A 19,129-nucleotide genomic window follows, 5' to 3' on the forward strand; every position below is an offset into this window, starting at 1 on the left:
GTGGCCAGTCTATTATTTCCCGCTATGCAGCCAGAAAGGCGCCTGCGAGATCGCTTCGTTTCGGTAATGCTCAATTTCGATACGCTGGCGGGTCACAATGGCGTAGCGCAGCCCCTGCCAGTTTTCCAGCCACGGCTGAGTTTGCGCATCGCTGTATACTCCGGCCAGCAGGCGAATCGAATCCGTCTCGCGAGCCAGGCGCGGCAGCTGGTCTGCGTAGCTGTCGCCCAGCGGACGCTGGAAGGTCTCTTTCAGCTCGGCCGCGTGGCGGGAAAGGTGGGTATCGGCAAAACGCTTGAAGGAGCCATCCAGCTTCGCGCGGCCTTTCTCATCAATAAACGCCTGCCACTGGCGCTCCACCAGCCAGCGGGTCAACGCCAGTTTGGCGCTGCTGGCCTGCGCGCTATAAATGATAGCCTCTGCCTTTTCGTCACCGGCAAAGCGTGCCTCAAGAGCGATAAGCTGCTCACGTAAGTGAGTGCTCGCCTTTCTTGGAATAAGGCCGCCAAACAGGGCAAGGGCATGGCGTACCAGGCCGATGGCATCGATAATCTGCTGTTTAGCGCCTTTTACGCCGCTCAGCCACAGCTCCTCATGGTAGAGCCAGTGGCCAAGCGCCAGCTCCAGAGAGCCTTCCAGCCCTTGTTCAACGGTGGCTTTGGCCGGCGGATAGAGCACGCCCAGCGGCTTCACTTCACGAGCGGCATTGCCCTGCGCCAGATGATATCCCCGCGCCGCTTTGCTCAGGCTGCCCTGACGCAGGCCGGGCTCGGTAACGAGGCTTTCAGCCAGCGCCAACAAATCTGCCGTCTCGCCGCTTAACAGCTCAAGTTCAAGCTCGCAGATCGGCGTATGGTGCTCCCCGGCTTTCACTTCACCAAGATCCAACGCCAGCTCAATACGGCTTGCACCGTGAGTAACCACCCACTTTTCCCGCGCAAAGTCGGTGCTGAACAGCGGCTTAACGTCGGCCTGAAGTGCCGTGACGTCCAGCCCTTCCGGCCACACCTCCGCAGGCAGCAACGCGAGATCCAGCTCGGGTTTGCTGAGCTCGACGTTGTATTCAGGGCGCTGATGCAGCCCGCCGGTCACCCGCCCGGCGATTTTCATCGTCATTTCATAACGGCCAGCATCACCGCGTATGCGCAGCCCCATATCGTGGCGACGCAGCTGATTATCAGCGGTTTCGTAGTAGATATTAAGCAGCTGGCGGGGGGCGCTGTGCTCACCCGGCAGGTCGTTTAGCTTGTTACGCAGCGCGTCTAGCGCGGCAGGGTTAACGATGAATTTGAGTTCGATTTCCTGAGCCATGTCTTCTTTACTTTTGTTTACGTCACACCAGGCAATTTCCTGGCGAACTAAATAGCGTCGATTAGGTCTGTAATAGTACGACAAAATACCCCTTCGGGTAGCGAATTTGCGGTAGTGGAGGAACGCCGGATGGTCATAATGACATCAGGATGATTCTCATTCAGGTTTACGGATTGCGCCGTCAGACTGTTGCCACTACTATCGTTCCACACTTTATGAAAATAACGATGAACTAATGCAGAAATTACGCCTGATTTGCCTCACTTTGCTCTCTCTTAGCGTTTCCGTCGTGGCTCATGCCGAAGAAAAACGTTATGTCTCTGATGAATTAAACACCTGGGTTCGCAGCGGCCCGGGCGATAACTACCGCCTGGTGGGCACCGTCAACGCAGGGGAAGAAGTGACGCTGCTGCAAAGCAACGAAGAGACCAAATATGGCCAGGTGCGCGACAGCAACGGGCGTACCTCCTGGATCCCTCTTGCGCAGCTGAGCACCAGCCCAAGCCTGCGTACCCGCGTACCGGACCTGGAAAATCAGGTGAAAACGCTGACCGACAAGCTGAACAATATCGACACCACCTGGAACCAGCGCACGGCAGAGATGCAGCAGAAGGTTGCCCAGAGCGACACCGTGATTAACGGCCTGAAGGACGAAAATCAGCAGCTCAAAAACCAGCTGATCGTCGCCCAGAAAAAGGTGAATGCCGCTAACGTACAGCTTGACGACAAACAGCGCGCCATCATCATGCAGTGGTTTATGTATGGCGGTGGTGTCGCAGGGTTTGGCCTGCTGATTGGCCTGCTGCTGCCTCACATGATCCCAAGCCGCAAGAAGAAAGACCGCTGGATGAACTAGCGGTGATACATTAGCCGTTGATTCCCCCTCGCATCTACACTTACCATTCGTGGTTCAATCATGGTGCTGGGGTGTAGAGCGTGAAGATTTATCTGGTCGGTGGTGCAGTTCGCGATGGGTTATTAAAACTACCGGTTAAGGATAAAGACTGGGTTGTGGTTGGGGCTACGCCTCAGCAGATGCTGGATGAAGGTTACCAGCAGGTCGGGAAAGATTTCCCGGTGTTTCTGCATCCGCAATCCCACGAAGAGTATGCGCTGGCCCGAACCGAGAGGAAATCAGGCCAGGGCTACACTGGCTTTACCTGCTATTCCGCCCCGGACGTGACGCTCGAGCAGGATCTTTTGCGCCGCGATCTGACAATCAACGCCATTGCCCAGGACGAACACGGCAAGCTAATTGACCCGTATAACGGTCTGGCCGACATCAAGAGCCGCCTGCTGCGCCATGTCTCACCAGCTTTCAATGAAGATCCGCTGCGCGTCCTGCGCGTGGCGCGTTTTGCCGCACGCTACGCCCATCTGAATTTCCAGATAGCGCCAGAAACACTCGCCCTGATGCGTGAAATGACCGATAACGGTGAAATCGCCCATCTCACCGCCGAACGCGTCTGGAAAGAGACCGAAAATGCGCTTACCAGCCGTAACCCGCAGGTCTTTTTTGCCGTGCTGCGCGAATGCGGCGCCCTGAAAGTCCTGTTCCCGGAGATCGATGCGCTTTACGGCGTCCCGGCCCCGGCAAAATGGCACCCGGAAATCGATACAGGCATTCATACGCTGATGACCCTGTCTATTGCCGCGCAGCTTAGCCCGGCGGTGGACGTTCGCTTCGCCACCCTGTGCCACGATCTGGGCAAGGGGCTGACGCCAAAAGAAAAATGGCCAAGCCACCACGGCCACGGCCCGGCGGGGGTTAAGCTTGTCGAGCAACTTTGTGCCCGCCTGCGCGTGCCCAATGAGATCCGCGACCTGGCAAAGCAGGTCGCAGAGTTCCACGATCTGATTCATACCTTCCCGATTTTGCAGCCAAAGACGGTGATCAAGCTGTTTGACGCGATTGACGCCTGGCGCAAGCCGCAGCGAGTAGAGCAAATTGCCCTGACCAGCGAAGCCGATGCTCGCGGGCGCACGGGTTTTGAGGCCAGCGATTATCCGCAGGGCAGGATGCTGCGCGCGGCCTGGGCTGCGGCTCAGAGCGTGACTAATAAAGAAGTTATCGAGGCTGGATTCAGCGGCCCGGCGATTCGGGAAGAGTTAACGAAGCGGAGAATTAAAGCGGTTGCAGCCTGGAAGGAACAGCACTGCCCCCAGCCGCAAGGCTGAGGGCTGCAGAAATTAGGTGAAGATAAAGAATACCGCCGCAGCCACCGCGAAGCGGTAGATAGCAAACGGAATAAACGAGATTCGTTTGATTAGCTGCAGGAAGGTTTTTATCGCGATCAGCGCAACGATAAAGGCGGTCACAAAGCCCACGGCAAACATCGGCAGGTCGCCCATGGTCAGGAAACCGATGCTCTTATAGAGGTCAAGCGCCGTCGCCCCCATCATCATCGGCACCGCCAGCAGGAATGAGAACTCAGAGGCCGCATAGCGGCTAACGCCCATCAGCATCCCGCCGGAAATGGTTGCCCCGGAACGGGAGAAGCCCGGCCAAAGCGCCAGACACTGGAAGCAGCCAATCATAAATGCCTGGCGATAGGTGATATCGTCCACCCCTTCGGCACGCGGCACTTTGGGCTTCAGGCACTCCGCCGCAATCAGCAGCAGGCCGCCCACCACCAGGGCATACATGACGTTAACCGGGTTAAACAGCGATTTAATCGCGTCGTGGAGAACAAGCCCAAGCACCACCGCCGGGATCATACCGAGCAGGATATGGATCAAAGAAAGACGGCCGGTTCCCGTCCCTTCATGCTCGGGAGGACGGCCAAAATGGATGCCAATCAGACCAAACAGACGGCGCCAGAACATCACCACCACGGCAAGAATAGAGCCCAGCTGGATAACCACTTCAAAGGTTTCCGCCGTCTGACCTTCAAAACCTAAAAGATGCCCTACGATAATCATGTGCCCGGTAGACGATACCGGTAAAAACTCGGTTAACCCTTCAACAACGCCAAGAATGGCGGCAATCGCCAACGTTGGTAGATCGCTCATCACTTAACCCTCATCCCCAAAAACAGACACAAAAAAAACGGCCTACGCAGGACGTTTGCCGCAAAAGATACGTTGATAAGACCAGAGGGCCACCGTTTGGTTTAACCCTCAGGCAATTATTTACTCTGTTTCAGATTACCGCCACGCTCGATGATAACCCCAACGTTGGCAGCCTGAGCAACCGCACCAGGTTTACTCACCTTCAGCCGGATCCACGGCGAATTAAAGCGGGTCAGCAGCAGATCTGCAACTTCTTCTGCCACGCGTTCCACCAGGGCAAAACGCCCGCTGCCGACATGTTTAATCACCGCATCGCTCACGTCTGCATAGCTCAGGCAATCCTTCACATCGTCGCTGCCCGCCGCTTTACGGTTATCCCATGCCATTTCGATATCGAACACCAGTTTCTGTTCGATGGTCTGTTCCCAGTCGTAAACACCGATGGTGGTGATTACCGAAAGTTGCTCTATAAATACAATGTCCATCACGCCCTGCCCGGTTTTTAGTCATGCCGGATACCACTTCCGGCGAAATGTGCGTATTATCCACAGATGCTAAGAAGACTTCGACACTTTCAACATGGAACAGCGTTATGAGTGCAATCGCGCCTGGTATGATCCTCCTCGCGTATCTTTGCGGCTCGATTTCTAGCGCCATTCTGGTTTGCCGCATTGCCGGTCTCCCCGATCCACGCGAGAGCGGCTCCGGTAACCCAGGAGCAACCAATGTCTTACGCATTGGCGGTAAAGGTGCAGCCGTAGCGGTACTAATCTTTGACGTGCTGAAAGGCATGCTGCCCGTCTGGGCGGCCTGGGCATTAGGCGTCACGCCCTTCTGGCTCGGCCTGATAGCCATTGCCGCCTGCCTCGGTCATATCTGGCCCGTGTTCTTTAAGTTTCGCGGTGGCAAAGGCGTGGCGACCGCGTTTGGCGCCATTGCGCCTATCGGCTGGGACTTGACTGGCGTGATGGCGGGAACCTGGCTGCTTAGCGTGTTATTAAGTGGCTACTCTTCCCTCGGCGCCATTATCAGCGCGCTTATCGCCCCGTTTTATGTCTGGTGGTTTAAACCGCAGTTCACCTTCCCGGTGGCGATGCTCTCCTGCCTGATACTGATGCGTCACCATGACAATATTCAGCGACTTTGGCGCGGGCAGGAAACCAAGATCTGGGCACGGTTCAGAAAAAAGAAGAAAAAAACCGAGCAGGAGTAGCAGCTTTGTCCGGCGGCCTTTGGGGCGCCGGGTCTGAGCTTACCGATAATCAATTGAAATTCCCCTCTTTTATCGCTCATCATCCGGTCATCCTGACCTGAAAGAGATAATCCTTTTCATATAATCCGTTAGTTATTTTCTATAACCAAAAGTGATTTCCCCATTTACCGGGGCGCTGCTTACTCTGGCCATCCAGATTACAATAAACAGACAACACTATGACGGATATACTCCATTCAGCCCCCGCAGAGGCGGTAGCCGCTCAGGACAGAGAAATTCACTGGGTTCGCAATGCCGCAGACGTTTCACGGCTGGTCAACACCGGAAGCCACGAACGCAGCAACGCGCGCATCGTCATTGGCATCGCGTTGGGGGGCATTTTCCTCGATGCTTACGATCTCGGTTCACTGGCATTTGGCCTGAAAGATATCACCCGGGAATTCAACCTGACGCCTGCCGGTACCGGTATGGTTGCCTCAGCCATTACCTTCGGCGCCATCGTCGGTGCGCTACTGGGCGGTTATCTCACGGATAAGATTGGACGCTACCGCGTGTTTATGGCTGATATGCTGTTCTTCGTCGTGGCAGCGATAGCCTGTGCGCTGGCGCCCAACGAATACGTCCTTACCGCCGCTCGCTTTGTGATGGGGCTGGGCGTCGGTATTGACCTTCCCGTTGCCATGGCGTTTCTCAGCGAATTTGCGAAGCTAAAAGGGCCCGGCAATAAAGCCGCCAGCGTGGCCATGTGGTGCCCGACCTGGTATGCCGCCATCAGTATTTCGTACCTGCTGGTACTGCTGTTTTATGCCGTATTGCCGGAAAGCCACAGCGACCTGCTGTGGCGCATCATTCTTGGCTTCGGCGCCGTACCGGCGCTGGTGATCATTGCGATTCGCAGCCGCTATATGAGCGAATCGCCGGTTTGGGCGGCCAATCAGGGGAATCTGCGTGAAGCAGCCTCCATTCTGCGTACCGCCTATAACATTAATGCTCACGTTGCTCAGGAAGCGCTCAACGCGCCGGCACAGGTGGTGAAGAAAGCACAATGGAGTAACTATCTGCGCCTGTTCAAGGGCGTGTACTTACGCCGCACCACGCTCGCAACGCTGCTTTCAATTGTCTCTTCTTTCGCTTACAACGCTGTAGCTTTCGGCTTACCGGTGATCATCTCCAGCTTCTTCGTTCAGTCGATGCTGACGACCATCCTTATCTCGCTGGCGCTAAACCTGCTGTTCGCCTTTGTCGGCGGGATACTGGCCGTGCGCCTGGTGCCGTATCTTGGCGCGTGGAAGATGTCACTGGCGGGCTATAGCTGCCAGCTTATCGCTCTGCTGGGGCTGGCGCTGATTGGCCGTCCGGAGGGGGGCGCTGAGGGGGTCGCCGCGGTGGCTATGCTGGCGCTGTTCCTGTTCGGTCAGGGCTTTGGCCCCGGCGCCCACACCATGACGTTTGCTTCGTTAAGCTACCCGACTTCGCTGCGCGGGGTGGGCGTTGGGCTTAACCAGACGCTGATGCGGGGAAGCTCAACGCTCTCCCTGTTCCTGTTCCCGCTGTTGGTTGCGTCGCTGGATACCCGGGTGTTCTGGATCATTGCTGCCGCGCCGCTGATTGGCCTGATCTCACTGCTGGCGATTCGCTGGGAGCCTTCAGGCTATGATATTGACGCAGAGGATTATCAGGAAAAATAGCTCCCTTAACCGTAGGAAAGCGCAATAAAAAAAGCCCGCTACTCACAGCGGGCTTAATAAAAAGAGTTAGCGCGGGAAAAACATCGCGGCGAGCTCTTTGCCCGGCTCCTCTGCCCGCATAAAAGCTTCGCCGACCAGGAAGTTATTCACGTTGGCTTCGCGCAGGCGAATCACATGTTCACGCGTCGCAATACCAGATTCGGTCACAACCATTCGGTCCGCCGGTAGCTGGGCTAAAAGGCTGATAGTGGTTTCGATCGTTGTCTCAAAGGTACGCAGGTTACGGTTGTTAACGCCGATAAGCGGCGTGGTCAACCGGAGCGAACGCTCCAGCTCATTAGCGTCATGAACTTCTACCAGCACGGCCATGCCCAGCTCATGGGCCTGCGCCTCAAGATCCTGCATCTGGCTATCCTCCAGCGCGGAGACAATAAGCAGAATACAGTCGGCTCCCATCGCCCGGGCTTCATGAACCTGCCACGGATCGATCATAAAATCTTTGCGCAACACCGGCAGCTCACAGGCAGCACGCGCCTGTTGAAGGTAATCGGCGCTTCCCTGGAAGAACTGTTCATCTGTCAGCACCGACAGGCAGGCAGCGCCTCCTTGCTGATAAGAGGCCGCGATCGCGGCGGGATTGAAATTCTCGCGAATCAACCCTTTCGACGGGCTGGCCTTTTTCACTTCGGCAATCACGCCTGCCAGACCCGCATCTCGCTTGTGGCGCAGCGCGGCAACAAAATCGCGGTGATGTTGCGCAGCAGCCTGCTCAAGCAGCTGGCTCAGGGAAATTGCTTTTTTGGCGGCGGCAATTTCTTCATGCTTAACGGCGATAATTTTGCTGAGGATATCGGACACAATGTTCTCCAGGTTCAGTCGGGTATCGCGATAGAGTGCCGGATTGTGCGCCGAAAGTACCGGGCAAATTCCGCTTTCGATTGTTGCAGAGTATTACCTGTAAGGCGGGCTGCAGAGACAAAAAAGGAGCGGTTAAACGCTCCTTTTGGTTGGCTTATCAGGCGGCAGGTAATTCTGCCAGCGGCCAGCGAGGACGAACGCTTACGCTCAGCTCTCCAGCGGTGCCTGCTTTCAGGCGAATCATTCCTGCATAGGCGATCATTGCGCCATTATCGGTACAAAACTCCGGGCGAGCGTAGAACACTTCACCGCGGCGTTTAGTCATCATCTCGGCCAGTTTTGCGCGCAGAGTGCGGTTCGCGCTCACGCCGCCGGCCATCACCAGCCGCTTAAAGCCGGTATGCTCAAGCGCGCGTTTGCATTTAATCGCCAGCGTATCCACCACCGCATCTTCAAAAGCGCGGGCGATATCAGCGCGAGTCTGCTCGTCAGCGTCGTTATCGCGAATGGTGTTTGCGGCGAAGGTTTTCAGGCCTGAGAAGCTAAAATCCATCCCCGGGCGGTCGGTCATCGGGCGTGGGAAGGTAAAACGCCCCGCCGTACCCTGTGCCGCCATTTTGGACAGCAGCGGCCCGCCGGGATAGTCGAGCCCAAGAAGCTTGGCGGTTTTATCAAATGCCTCACCGGCCGCATCGTCGATAGATTCGCCCAGCAGCTCATACTGACCAATGCCGGTGACGCTGATCAGCTGGGTATGGCCGCCGGAAACCAGCAGCGCGACAAACGGGAATTCGGGCGGATTATCTTCCAGCATAGGCGCCAGCAGGTGGCCTTCCATATGGTGTACCGGTACGGCAGGCACATCCCAGGCAAACGCCAGCGAGCGACCAATCGTTGCCCCAACCAGCAGCGCCCCCACCAGACCTGGCCCGGCGGTGTACGCCACGCCGTCGATATCTTTTGCGGTTAGTCCGGCCTCTTTCAGCGCGGCCTGGATAAGCGGCACGGTCTTGCGAACGTGATCGCGGGAGGCCAGCTCCGGCACCACGCCGCCGTAGTCAGCGTGCAGTTTCACCTGACTATACAATTGGTTGGCTAATAACCCTTTCTCATCGTCATAAATGGCGATGCCGGTTTCATCACAGGATGTTTCGATTCCCAGTACACGCATGGCTTGTTTTACCTCTTTGGCCCGGCGCGAAGTTTAATCCCGGTCGCTTCCTTTGTAAAACTTTGCTGCCCCTGGAGGGTCCTAATGGTGTATAATCTTCGGCCCTGGAAGATACCGGCTCTAAAAGCCAGGTTTCTGGTCGTTCGGTGCTTTACAAAGCAGCAAGAGTTGCAGTAAAATTCCGCACCATTTTGAATTAAGCTGGCCTGTATGCCAGCGGCAAACCGAATTATTAAAGGTGAGAGTTACATGCCGGTAATTAAAGTACGTGAAAACGAGCCGTTCGACGTAGCACTGCGTCGCTTCAAGCGTTCATGCGAAAAAGCAGGCGTTCTGGCTGAAGTCCGTCGTCGTGAGTTCTATGAAAAACCAACGACCGAACGTAAGCGCGCTAAAGCTTCTGCTGTGAAACGCCACGCGAAGAAACTGGCTCGCGAAAACGCACGCCGCACTCGTCTGTACTAATCTTCTGAGGATTCACTCCTCAACTTCAGACTGAGTAGTAGTTATAAGGCCGTGCTTCCGAAAGGAATGCGCGGCTTATTCTCGTTTATAAACTGACATATCCCTGAGCTTTTAGGCCACAGCCTGAGAGATGACGGATATAGCATGGGGCCTATGGCTGGACGAATCCCGCGTGTTTTTATCAATGACCTGATCGCTCGCACCGACATCGTCGACCTGATCGATGCTCGCGTGAAGCTTAAAAAGCAGGGCAAGAATTACCACGCATGTTGTCCATTCCATAACGAGAAAACCCCCTCTTTCACCGTGAACGGTGATAAACAGTTTTACCACTGCTTTGGCTGCGGCGCGCACGGTAACGCCCTCGACTTTTTGATGAACTACGACAAGCTCGAGTTTGTTGAAAGCGTTGAAGAGCTGGCGACCATGCACAATCTTGAAGTGCCGTACGAGTCTGGCAACGGCCCAAGCCAGATCGAGCGGCATCAGCGCCAGAGCCTGTATCAGCTGATGGACGGCCTGAATGCCTTCTATCAGCAGTCCCTGAAGCAGCCCGCCGCGGAACCGGCGCGCCAGTATCTGGGTAAGCGTGGCCTGAGCGACGAAGTGATTAACCACTTTGCCATCGGCTATGCGCCTCCGGGCTGGGACAATGCGCTTAAACGCTTTGGCGGCAACAGTGAAAATCGCCAGGCGCTAACGGACGCCGGCATGCTGGTCACCAACGACCAGGGCCGCAGCTATGACCGCTTTCGCGAGCGAGTCATGTTCCCGATTCGCGACAAACGCGGCCGGGTCATCGGGTTTGGTGGACGCGTGCTGGGCGACGCCCTGCCGAAGTACCTGAACTCCCCGGAAACCGACATTTTTCACAAGGGCCGCCAGCTGTATGGCCTGTATGAGGCCCAGCAGAGCCAGCCGGAACCGGCGCGTCTTCTGGTAGTCGAAGGATATATGGATGTGGTGGCGCTGGCGCAGTACGGCATTTCTTACGCCGTCGCCTCCCTTGGCACCTCCACAACCGCCGATCATATTCAGCTGCTGTTCCGGGTAACGGATAACGTAGTGTGCTGCTATGACGGCGATCGCGCGGGACGGGACGCGGCGTGGCGTGCGCTGGAAACTGCGCTACCTTATATGACAGACGGTCGTCAGCTGCGGTTTATGTTCCTGCCCGACGGCGAAGACCCGGATACGCTGGTGCGTAAAGAAGGAAAGGAAGCGTTCGAAGCGCGAATGGAGCAGGCTCAGCCGCTCTCCACGTTCCTGTTTAACAGCCTGCTGCCGCAGGTTGATTTGAGTACGCCAGACGGAAGAGCCCGCTTAAGCACGCTTGCTCTGCCGCTGATTAGCCAGGTACCCGGCGAAACGCTGCGTATCTATCTGCGTCAGGAGCTGGGCAATAAGCTCGGTATTCTGGATGACAGCCAGCTTGAAAAGCTGATGCCTAAACAGGTCGAAGGCTCAACGCCTCGCCCGGCGCCTCAGCTAAAACGCACAACCATGCGTATACTGATAGGGTTACTGGTACAAAATCCGGAACTGGCACCGCTGGTTCCGCCACTCAGCGGGCTGGATGCCACAAAGCTGCCGGGTCTGGCGTTATTTAGCGGCCTGGTTGAGGCCTGCCTGGCCCAGCCTGGACTGACTACCGGGCAGCTGCTGGAGCAATATCGTGGAACAAATGAGGCCACAACCCTTGAAAAACTCTCCGCGTGGGACGATATAGCAGATAAGGACATTGCTGAAAAAACGTTCACCGACTCGCTGGACCATCTTTTCGAGTCGGCGCTGGAGCTAAGGTTTGAAGAATTAATGGCACGTTCCAGGACCACGGGGCTAACCCCGGCGGAACGTGAAGAAGTTCGCGTGATCACGCAATCGCGCGCCAAAAAATAGATTCGCGGCTTAACTGCCGAACATTGATCGGGTCACCCCCGAACGCCGCACGGACGGGCTGCGGCATAAAAATAAATCAGCCCTCGTACGTTATTGTTGGCGGCAACGCCTACCGACACAACCCTAATACTGAAGTGTGGATACCGTCTTATGGAGCAAAACCCGCAGTCACAGCTCAAGCTTCTTGTCCAACGTGGTAAGGAGCAAGGCTATCTGACCTATGCCGAGGTCAATGACCATCTGCCGGAAGATATCGTCGACTCCGACCAGATCGAAGACATCATCCAAATGATCAACGACATGGGCATTCAGGTGATGGAAGAAGCCCCTGATGCCGATGATCTTTTGCTTGCTGAAAACTCTAACAACACCGATGAAGACGCGGAAGAAGCGGCTGCTCAGGTGCTGTCCAGCGTGGAGTCCGAGATTGGACGTACCACCGACCCGGTGCGCATGTACATGCGTGAAATGGGGACCGTTGAGCTGTTAACCCGTGAGGGTGAGATCGATATCGCGAAGCGTATCGAAGACGGTATCAACCAGGTGCAGTGCTCAGTCGCCGAATATCCGGAAGCGATCACCTATCTGCTGGAGCAGTACGATCGCGTAGAAGCCGAAGAAGCGCGTCTGTCCGATCTTATCACCGGCTTTGTGGACCCGAACGCTGAAGAAGACCTTGCGCCAACCGCAACTCACGTCGGCTCCGAACTCTCTCAGGAAGAGATGGACGATGATGAGGACGAAGACGAAGAGTCTGATGACGACAGCTCCGACGATGACAACAGCATCGACCCGGAACTGGCGCGTGAAAAATTCGGTGAACTGCGTAAGCAGTATGAACTGACTCGCGACACCATCAAAGCGAAGGGCCGCAGCCACGCGGATGCCGCAGCCGAAATCCTGCAGCTGTCTGAAGTGTTCAAACAGTTCCGCCTGGTGCCAAAACAGTTCGACTATCTGGTCAACAGCATGCGCGTCATGATGGACCGCGTTCGTACTCAAGAACGTATCATCATGAAGCTGTGCGTTGAGCAGTGCAAAATGCCGAAGAAAAACTTCATCACGCTGTTCACCGGCAACGAAACCAGCGAAACCTGGTTCAACGCGGCCATTGCGATGAACAAGCCCTGGTCTGAAAAGCTGCACGACGTTGCTGATGACGTGCATCGCGGCCTGCAGAAGCTGCACCAGATTGAAGAAGAAACCGGCCTGACCATCGAGCAGGTAAAAGATATCAACCGTCGCATGTCCATCGGTGAAGCGAAAGCGCGCCGTGCGAAGAAAGAGATGGTTGAAGCAAACTTGCGTCTGGTTATTTCTATCGCCAAGAAATACACCAACCGTGGTCTGCAGTTCCTTGACCTGATTCAGGAAGGCAACATCGGCCTGATGAAAGCCGTTGATAAGTTTGAATACCGCCGTGGCTATAAGTTCTCGACTTATGCGACCTGGTGGATCCGTCAGGCTATCACCCGCTCCATCGCCGACCAGGCGCGTACCATCCGTATTCCGGTGCATATGATTGAGACCATCAACAAGCTCAACCGTATTTCGCGCCAGATGCTGCAGGAGATGGGCCGTGAGCCAACGCCGGAAGAGTTAGCCGAGCGTATGCTGATGCCGGAAGACAAAATCCGTAAAGTGCTGAAGATTGCCAAAGAGCCTATCTCCATGGAAACGCCAATCGGCGACGATGAAGATTCGCATCTGGGCGATTTCATCGAGGATACGACCCTCGAGCTGCCGCTGGATTCTGCCACCTCTGAAAGCCTGCGTTCCGCAACGCACGATGTTCTGGCTGGCCTGACAGCGCGTGAAGCGAAAGTCCTGCGTATGCGCTTCGGTATCGACATGAATACCGACCACACGCTGGAAGAAGTGGGCAAACAGTTCGACGTTACCCGCGAACGTATCCGTCAGATCGAAGCGAAGGCTCTGCGCAAACTGCGCCACCCAAGCCGCTCTGAAGTACTGCGTAGCTTCCTGGACGATTAATCGTTCCCGAAAACAAAAAGCTCCCTCAGGGAGCTTTTTTTTGCTTTAAATTCCTGTGTTCTGCACCTCTGGCACGGCTTTTAATTCCCCCTCTCCCTCTGGGAGCGGACCGGGATGAGGGTCGGATTGAGAGCACCCAGCAATACCCTACCGCCCGCGCGCCGCCAGCGACTCGTCCAGCTCTTTATAAGCCTCGGTCAGCTTGTCCAGCGTTGCCCGGTTTAACCCGCTTGGGTTCGGCAAAATCCAGACTTCCGTCTCGCCGATCGTAATGTCCTGCCTGCCCCACTTAGCCCCTCGCTGGTTAAATGCCTGCTCGAAGGCCTGCTTGCCGAGAATAGCCAGTACGTCCGGCTGGTAGTCCAGCATCTTCTGCACCAGCGCCCTACCGCCGTCACGCAGCTCCTTCAGCTTCACTTCACTTGCCTGCACCGTAGGCCGCTCTACCAGCATCGTGATACCGCAGCGGGTATCAAGCAAATGCTGCTCTTCTTCTGGCTTCAAAAGGCGCTCGGTGAACCCCGCCTGATGGATCACCTTCCAGAAGCGATTGCCTGGATGAGCAAAGTGGAAACCGGTGTGCGCCGAGGACTTACCGGGATTGATACCGCAGAACACCACCCTCAATCCCGGTGCAAGGATGTCATGAATCATATCTATTCCCCAGGTTTATACATCAGCTGATAGTATAAGAGTTTGATTCGTCATTGTTTATAAAAACAGCAGACGTTATATAAGCGCTGGATTGCCATCGACAGTTACATTATAATTCAGCGCCACGGCCCCTTAGCTCAGTGGTTAGAGCAGGCGACTCATAATCGCTTGGTCGCTGGTTCAAGTCCAGCAGGGGCCACCAGACAAAAAAAGCTGACGATCTCTCGTCAGCTTTTTGCTTTTCTGGGGATATGCCAGGAATCCCCTCATAAATAACGCCACTGTTTTTAGGTCAACAAACTAATAACCCTGACCTCAAATATGCTCCAGTCATAATCAGGAATAACCGGCTGGATAAGCCGCAGTTCCACGCCATGCTCAAAGGCCATTGATCCTGCGACCGCCAGCCAGTGCGTCCATAACGAAATCCCTCTACCTGGTCAGCTGGCAGATAGCCCCGGAACGTAACTCCTGCGCTACATTAGACGTTCAGGTCATTCTGTCCAGCGCTTATGGCTTGCGCACATTTTGCTTTAAGGTATCGACTAACACATAGTAGTATCCACATAAAAAAAATGGATAAACCACTTTTACCATACAGCCTATGTGGATAATCAACTTGCCCTGGCTCCATCAGTTGCCAACTCCACCACGTATAGAGCCTGCGGCCCTGCCGCATGGTCATCCCAGATGCTGAAGGATTGTTGAAAAACTTTCCAGCCTGCCAGCAGCCACGGCCTCAGGCATCTGGAACATGTCCTCAAGCTGACAGAGAAACTGCGACAGGCAGGCATAACGATTTAGCCTTGCGATCGCGGGCAGAAGCTCCTTATGTGACAGGCGATTGACTCAAAATAGTTCACAGAATCAATTAGTATTTTTTATGGTTAATACAAGGATGAAATATGAACATATTTGAACAAACTCCAAAAAACCGCAGACACTATGGTTTGGCCATCATTATTGGCCTGATTGCAGGTGTCGTTTCAGCGTTCGTAAAATGGGGCGCAGAAGTTCCTCTGCCTCCCCGTAGCCCGGCTGACATGTTCAACGCTGCCTGCGGTCCGGAATCATTGATCAGAGCCGCCGGACAGATTGATTGCTCCCGTAATTTCCTTAATCCGCCATATGTTTTTTTGCGTGACTGGCTGGGGCTTGCTGACCCCAACGCTGCCGTTTATACGTTTGCCGGACATGTCTTCAACTGGGTAGGTGTGACTCACATTATCTTTTCGATTGTTTTCGCCGTCGGCTATTGTGTTGTCGCTGAAGTTTTTCCGAAAATAAAACTCTGGCAAGGGTTACTGGCTGGCTTACTGGCACAGCTGTTCGTCCATATGATTTCTTTCCCTCTTCTGGGGCTTACCCCGCCTCTTTTCGACCTTCCGTGGTATGAAAATGTATCAGAAATCTTTGGTCATTTAGTCTGGTTCTGGTCCATTGAAATTATTCGAAGGGATCTACGTAACAGAATTACGCATGAGCCTGATCCTGAAGTGCCTCTGGGTTCAACCAGATAAGTTTGTCCGTAAGGGATGGTGTTGTCATGGCGCCATTTCTATTACTTGAACCGCCCCGGTTAGCCATACAGGATCAATCACCACTTCCCCGGAAGGGAGTTTAGGGGTGACAACAAAAAAAGCTGACGATCTCTCGTCAGCTTTTTGCTTTTTCGGGTTACAGGATAGTCAGTTCACACCAACGCCCGGAGCTCTTCCTTCATGTAGGAGGAGAAATATTCAGGGTTTTTAATGATGACACGGCCGCCGGACTCAATTCTATTTGCCCAGTCGGCTACTTTTTTCGTGAAATCTGCGTTCCACCCCTCCTGAACGCCCCGCGCCGTTACATCGGCAGCGCTAGCCGGGACGCCAAGCTGCTTCAGGTACCTGAACATTCCCTTCGCAGTGCTTTCATCCATAGGATGCGGCACGGATGCCGACGTGTTCATACCGCCAATGAAGTCTAATGCTTTATCAATCGCTGTTGGCATAATTTATCCTTAAAATTAACCACTTAATCAATAAGACTTACTACGCGATATCAAATGTACCATTAATTAAACTTCATTTTTTCGCAGTCAGTCACGTTTGAGGCCATACAGGCCTCACGCCGCGCGAGAATGCTACCATTTAACAAAAACCGGAAGAGAATCGCCTAGAACTTCACCCAGTTATCGGAGCTACCTCCGCCCGCAGCAAGCGCAGGTTTGCTCGTGACTAAAGCGGGAGCAGCCTGAACCAGACGCGCATTGGCGGCCGCAATAGCCTGCCCGGTATTAAAAATACTCATCAGTTGCACCAGTTTGGCGGCCTGATCGCTGAGGCTCTCCGCGGCGCTTGCTGACTCCTCCACCAACGCGGCGTTCTGCTGCGTCACCTGATCCAGCTGAGTAATCGCCACGTTGATCTGATCGATACCCTGCCCCTGCTCTTCCGTGGTCACACCAATCTCGGCGATAAGTCCGGCCACGCGGTGGGACTGCTGTACCAGCTCATCGATCGTCACGCCGGCAGAACTCACCATTTCCGATCCTTTAGTTACTGTTCGCATACTGTCCTCAATCAGAACTTTGATTTCACTGGCCGCAGAAGCAGAGCGCTGCGCCAGGGAACGAACTTCCCCGGCAACCACCGCAAAACCACGCCCGGACTCCCCCGCACGAGCGGCTTCAACGGCGGCATTTAGCGCCAGAATATTCGTCTGGAAGGCGATGCCGTCGATCACGCTGATGATATCGCCTATTTTTTGCGAGCTATCGCTGATTTCCTGCATGGTCAGCACCAGATTATTGACGGCATTTCCGCTTTGGGTTGCCGTTTCACTTGCCGAATTTGCCAGACGGGTTGCGGCGCGCACCGTCTCAGCGTTCTGCTGGATGGTCTGGCTCATTTGCTCCATCGAGGCCGCCGTTTCCTGCAGGCTGGCCGCCTGCTCTTCGGTACGCTGGCTGAGGTCGGTACTGCCGGCCGCAATTTCGCTGGCGCCGATTGAAATAGAGTGGCTGCTATCACGCACCTCACGAACAATTTCCAACAGGCGGTTGCGCATGCTCTCCATAGCGGCGAGCAAGCTTCTGCTGTCGCCGTTTTTCAACGCCACGGCGGTATTGAGCTGCCCCTCAGAAACCTGTTTGGCAACGGAGAAGGCATAAGCTGGCTCACCGCCAAGCTGACCTTTAACCGCACGCGCAATTCCCCAGGCAATCAAAGATCCTATAACTGCGCTGATAATCGTTATCACCAGCAGCAGGTTCCCTGAGAAGTGGGCTTCATCAACATAGTTGCGCGACATGGCTACCGTGGTACCTGAGTGGTCGCCAATCATCTCGCTCAGCGCATCGAGCACTCTGGCCTGCGGGCCGATCACTTCATTGATCACCAGCGCCCGGGCTGCATCGTACTGCCCCGCAGCGCTCACACTCATCACCTTGCGCAGCGCCTGGGAATAGGCCGGGCGTACCTTGTTCAGATTGTCGAACAGCTCGCGGGAGCGCTTCAGCTTCAGCGCCTTATCCAGCTGCTTTAAAAGAACGTTGTTGTCGGTGATGCGCTTTTCGAGCAGCAGGTTGGTTTTTGTAATGTAGTCCCGGCTCTCAGCTTCGGTGTGCGGCAACGTTGTGAACAGCGCCATGTCACGAATATCGTGGGCATTGTCCGTGATATTATCTTTAATTTTAACGATCAGCAGCAAATTCACCAGGCGGACATTCGCTGCGTAATTAAGGTTATTTCCAACAGAAACCAGCTGCATTCTGGCAAATAGTGCGACAAAGAATCCAATGGCGATGACCAGCGCAAAGCCGGCACCCAGCATGGTGCTGAGCCGCATATTTTTCAGTTTATTCATAAATCCCTCTGAGCTTTTATGGTTGTATCGCAGGCAATAAGAGGAGGTAATCGGTAGAAATCACATCAACGGTTGCGGCGGTATATTTTTAATTATCGGATTTTTTATCGGCAGCTTCCGAGACTTCTTTAGTCATTATTTATAACTCCTGAGCGGCATAAAATAATGACAGAGCGATGACAAGAAATGAATGAAAAATATATTAAATGAAATTAAAACTACTATTTTTGGGAGTGGCAGCCCCGCCCCACTCTGTGGTTAACGGAGCTGAAATTAATGTTTCCCGTGCGGATTAATTATTTATCTGCGATGAAATGGTCGTCATCACCCACCGGGATATACACGCGTACCCACTCCTTCCCGTCGACGATATCCCAGCTGTGCCCTTCGCCCTCAGTATCGGCTGCAAGCAGCACCGTGCCTGGTTCGAGAATAAACGTAGAGCCGTCGCTCACCCTGAATCTGAGCTTGCCTTTGAGGGGCACTACGTACTGTTTTTTAGGCGCTGGATGCACGCCTTTCTGCCACTCTTCAAAGGTGTTACTGAAATAGAGTCCCTGAGAGGAGAGCTTTGCCAGGGAAGGAATAGAGCCTTTCACAAATGCAGAGTGATTCTCTGGCGTATTAATGAGTTTGATGGCCGGAATACGGTGTTCACTGCCGTCTTTTTTAGACTCTTCGGCATGCCCAACCATTGCAATCAACAACCCTGCAGTCGCCAGCACAAGCCGTGCTATTTTCTTCATGATAATGTCCAGCGTTAATTTCACCTGGAGCCATTCTGTGGAATAACTCACCTGGATAAAAAATAAATGTCGGGCTAGTACATCAGAGGCCGTAGATTTCGTCAACATCATACGCCATAAGTTTATTTAGTTAATAAATTAAATATAAATACAGAAAATGAGTCAGATTAAAACCAGAGCTTTATCGTCACTATTTATTTAAAGTGAGGGGAGATTCAACTCGCATTAAACCAAAAAAGAATGACTAATAGCTAAATAAGCTAATCAC

The 19,129-nt window shown here is 54.3% G+C and carries 17 protein-coding genes and 1 tRNA gene; 9 read left to right on the forward strand and 9 right to left on the reverse strand.

Annotation, left to right across the window (positions count from 1 at the left end; translation table 11 throughout):
- Window positions 1–12: 12 nt before the first annotated feature.
- Window positions 13–1,311 carry a CYTH domain-containing protein gene (locus EL098_RS19330; RefSeq protein ID WP_126358513.1) on the reverse strand — a complete coding sequence of 433 codons (1,299 nt, stop codon included), beginning with the start codon at window positions 1,309–1,311 and terminating at the stop codon, window positions 13–15.
- 235 nt (window positions 1,312–1,546) lie between these two features.
- Here EL098_RS19330 and EL098_RS19335 point away from each other — a divergent pair, with 235 nt between their 5' ends.
- Together EL098_RS19335 and EL098_RS19340 are read left to right on the forward strand one after the other, a co-directional pair.
- Window positions 1,547–2,167 (forward strand): TIGR04211 family SH3 domain-containing protein, encoded by a 621-nt coding sequence (locus EL098_RS19335; RefSeq protein ID WP_126357664.1) that lies wholly within the window; start codon window positions 1,547–1,549, stop codon window positions 2,165–2,167.
- A gap of 80 nt (window positions 2,168–2,247) precedes the next feature.
- Complete coding sequence (locus tag EL098_RS19340) at window positions 2,248–3,489, forward strand: multifunctional CCA addition/repair protein (RefSeq protein WP_126357665.1); 1,242 nt, start codon at window positions 2,248–2,250, stop codon at window positions 3,487–3,489.
- Between the two features lie 12 nt (window positions 3,490–3,501).
- Here the strand turns inward: EL098_RS19340 and bacA are convergent, their stop codons facing one another.
- The gene (bacA, locus tag EL098_RS19345; RefSeq protein ID WP_126357666.1) at window positions 3,502–4,323 is read right to left on the reverse strand and encodes an undecaprenyl-diphosphate phosphatase; all 822 of its coding nucleotides are present in this window, start codon (window positions 4,321–4,323) and stop codon (window positions 3,502–3,504) included.
- A 116-nt stretch (window positions 4,324–4,439) separates the two neighbouring features.
- Complete coding sequence (folB, locus tag EL098_RS19350) at window positions 4,440–4,808, reverse strand: bifunctional dihydroneopterin aldolase/7,8-dihydroneopterin epimerase (RefSeq protein ID WP_126357667.1); 369 nt, start codon at window positions 4,806–4,808, stop codon at window positions 4,440–4,442.
- 107 nt (window positions 4,809–4,915) lie between these two features.
- Between folB and plsY the strand changes: the two genes are divergently transcribed.
- Window positions 4,916–5,536, forward strand: coding sequence for a glycerol-3-phosphate 1-O-acyltransferase PlsY (plsY, locus tag EL098_RS19355; protein ID WP_126357668.1), 621 nt, complete (start codon window positions 4,916–4,918; stop codon window positions 5,534–5,536).
- Window positions 5,537–5,754: 218 nt separating this feature from the next.
- Window positions 5,755–7,224 carry an MFS transporter gene (locus EL098_RS19360; RefSeq protein WP_126357669.1) on the forward strand — a complete coding sequence of 490 codons (1,470 nt, stop codon included), beginning with the start codon at window positions 5,755–5,757 and terminating at the stop codon, window positions 7,222–7,224.
- 66 nt (window positions 7,225–7,290) lie between these two features.
- Here EL098_RS19360 and trpC read toward each other — a convergent pair whose 3' ends face one another.
- The gene (trpC, locus tag EL098_RS19365; RefSeq protein WP_126357670.1) at window positions 7,291–8,082 is read right to left on the reverse strand and encodes an indole-3-glycerol phosphate synthase TrpC; all 792 of its coding nucleotides are present in this window, start codon (window positions 8,080–8,082) and stop codon (window positions 7,291–7,293) included.
- Window positions 8,083–8,239: 157 nt separating this feature from the next.
- Complete coding sequence (gene tsaD, locus EL098_RS19370) at window positions 8,240–9,253, reverse strand: tRNA (adenosine(37)-N6)-threonylcarbamoyltransferase complex transferase subunit TsaD (RefSeq protein ID WP_126357671.1); 1,014 nt, start codon at window positions 9,251–9,253, stop codon at window positions 8,240–8,242.
- 249 nt (window positions 9,254–9,502) lie between these two features.
- Here tsaD and rpsU point away from each other — a divergent pair, with 249 nt between their 5' ends.
- The 3 genes from rpsU to rpoD all read left to right on the forward strand — a co-directional run bounded on the left by rpsU (window position 9,503) and on the right by rpoD (window position 13,612).
- Window positions 9,503–9,718: a 30S ribosomal protein S21 gene (gene rpsU / locus EL098_RS19375; RefSeq protein ID WP_001144069.1), complete on the forward strand. Its 216-nt coding sequence runs from the start codon at window positions 9,503–9,505 to the stop codon at window positions 9,716–9,718.
- Between the two features lie 153 nt (window positions 9,719–9,871).
- Window positions 9,872–11,617 (forward strand): DNA primase, encoded by a 1,746-nt coding sequence (gene dnaG, locus EL098_RS19380; protein ID WP_126357672.1) that lies wholly within the window; start codon window positions 9,872–9,874, stop codon window positions 11,615–11,617.
- Between the two features lie 150 nt (window positions 11,618–11,767).
- Window positions 11,768–13,612, forward strand: coding sequence for an RNA polymerase sigma factor RpoD (gene rpoD, locus EL098_RS19385; RefSeq protein WP_126357673.1), 1,845 nt, complete (start codon window positions 11,768–11,770; stop codon window positions 13,610–13,612).
- 147 nt (window positions 13,613–13,759) lie between these two features.
- Here the strand turns inward: rpoD and mug are convergent, their stop codons facing one another.
- Window positions 13,760–14,266, reverse strand: coding sequence for a G/U mismatch-specific DNA glycosylase (gene mug / locus EL098_RS19390; RefSeq protein WP_126357674.1), 507 nt, complete (start codon window positions 14,264–14,266; stop codon window positions 13,760–13,762).
- A 126-nt stretch (window positions 14,267–14,392) separates the two neighbouring features.
- Here mug and EL098_RS19395 point away from each other — a divergent pair.
- Both EL098_RS19395 and EL098_RS19400 read left to right on the forward strand, forming a co-directional pair.
- A tRNA-Ile gene (locus EL098_RS19395) sits at window positions 14,393–14,468 on the forward strand.
- Window positions 14,469–15,171: 703 nt separating this feature from the next.
- Complete coding sequence (locus EL098_RS19400; protein WP_126357675.1) at window positions 15,172–15,786, forward strand: YagU family protein; 615 nt, start codon at window positions 15,172–15,174, stop codon at window positions 15,784–15,786.
- 173 nt (window positions 15,787–15,959) lie between these two features.
- On the opposite strand, the gene EL098_RS19405 is transcribed toward EL098_RS19400, so the two are convergent.
- From EL098_RS19405 to EL098_RS19415, 3 genes are all read right to left on the reverse strand, one after another.
- The gene (locus EL098_RS19405; protein ID WP_126357676.1) at window positions 15,960–16,259 is read right to left on the reverse strand and encodes a DUF1889 family protein; all 300 of its coding nucleotides are present in this window, start codon (window positions 16,257–16,259) and stop codon (window positions 15,960–15,962) included.
- Between the two features lie 164 nt (window positions 16,260–16,423).
- Window positions 16,424–18,115: a methyl-accepting chemotaxis protein gene (locus tag EL098_RS19410; protein ID WP_126357677.1), complete on the reverse strand. Its 1,692-nt coding sequence runs from the start codon at window positions 18,113–18,115 to the stop codon at window positions 16,424–16,426.
- A 296-nt stretch (window positions 18,116–18,411) separates the two neighbouring features.
- A complete protein-coding gene (locus EL098_RS19415; RefSeq protein WP_126357678.1) occupies window positions 18,412–18,861 on the reverse strand; it encodes a cupin domain-containing protein in 450 nt (149 codons plus the stop codon).
- Window positions 18,862–19,129: the final 268 nt, after the last annotated feature.

Origin of the sequence: Cedecea lapagei, from assembly GCF_900635955.1 — a bacterium.
Lineage (GTDB): Bacteria > Pseudomonadota > Gammaproteobacteria > Enterobacterales > Enterobacteriaceae > Cedecea > Cedecea lapagei.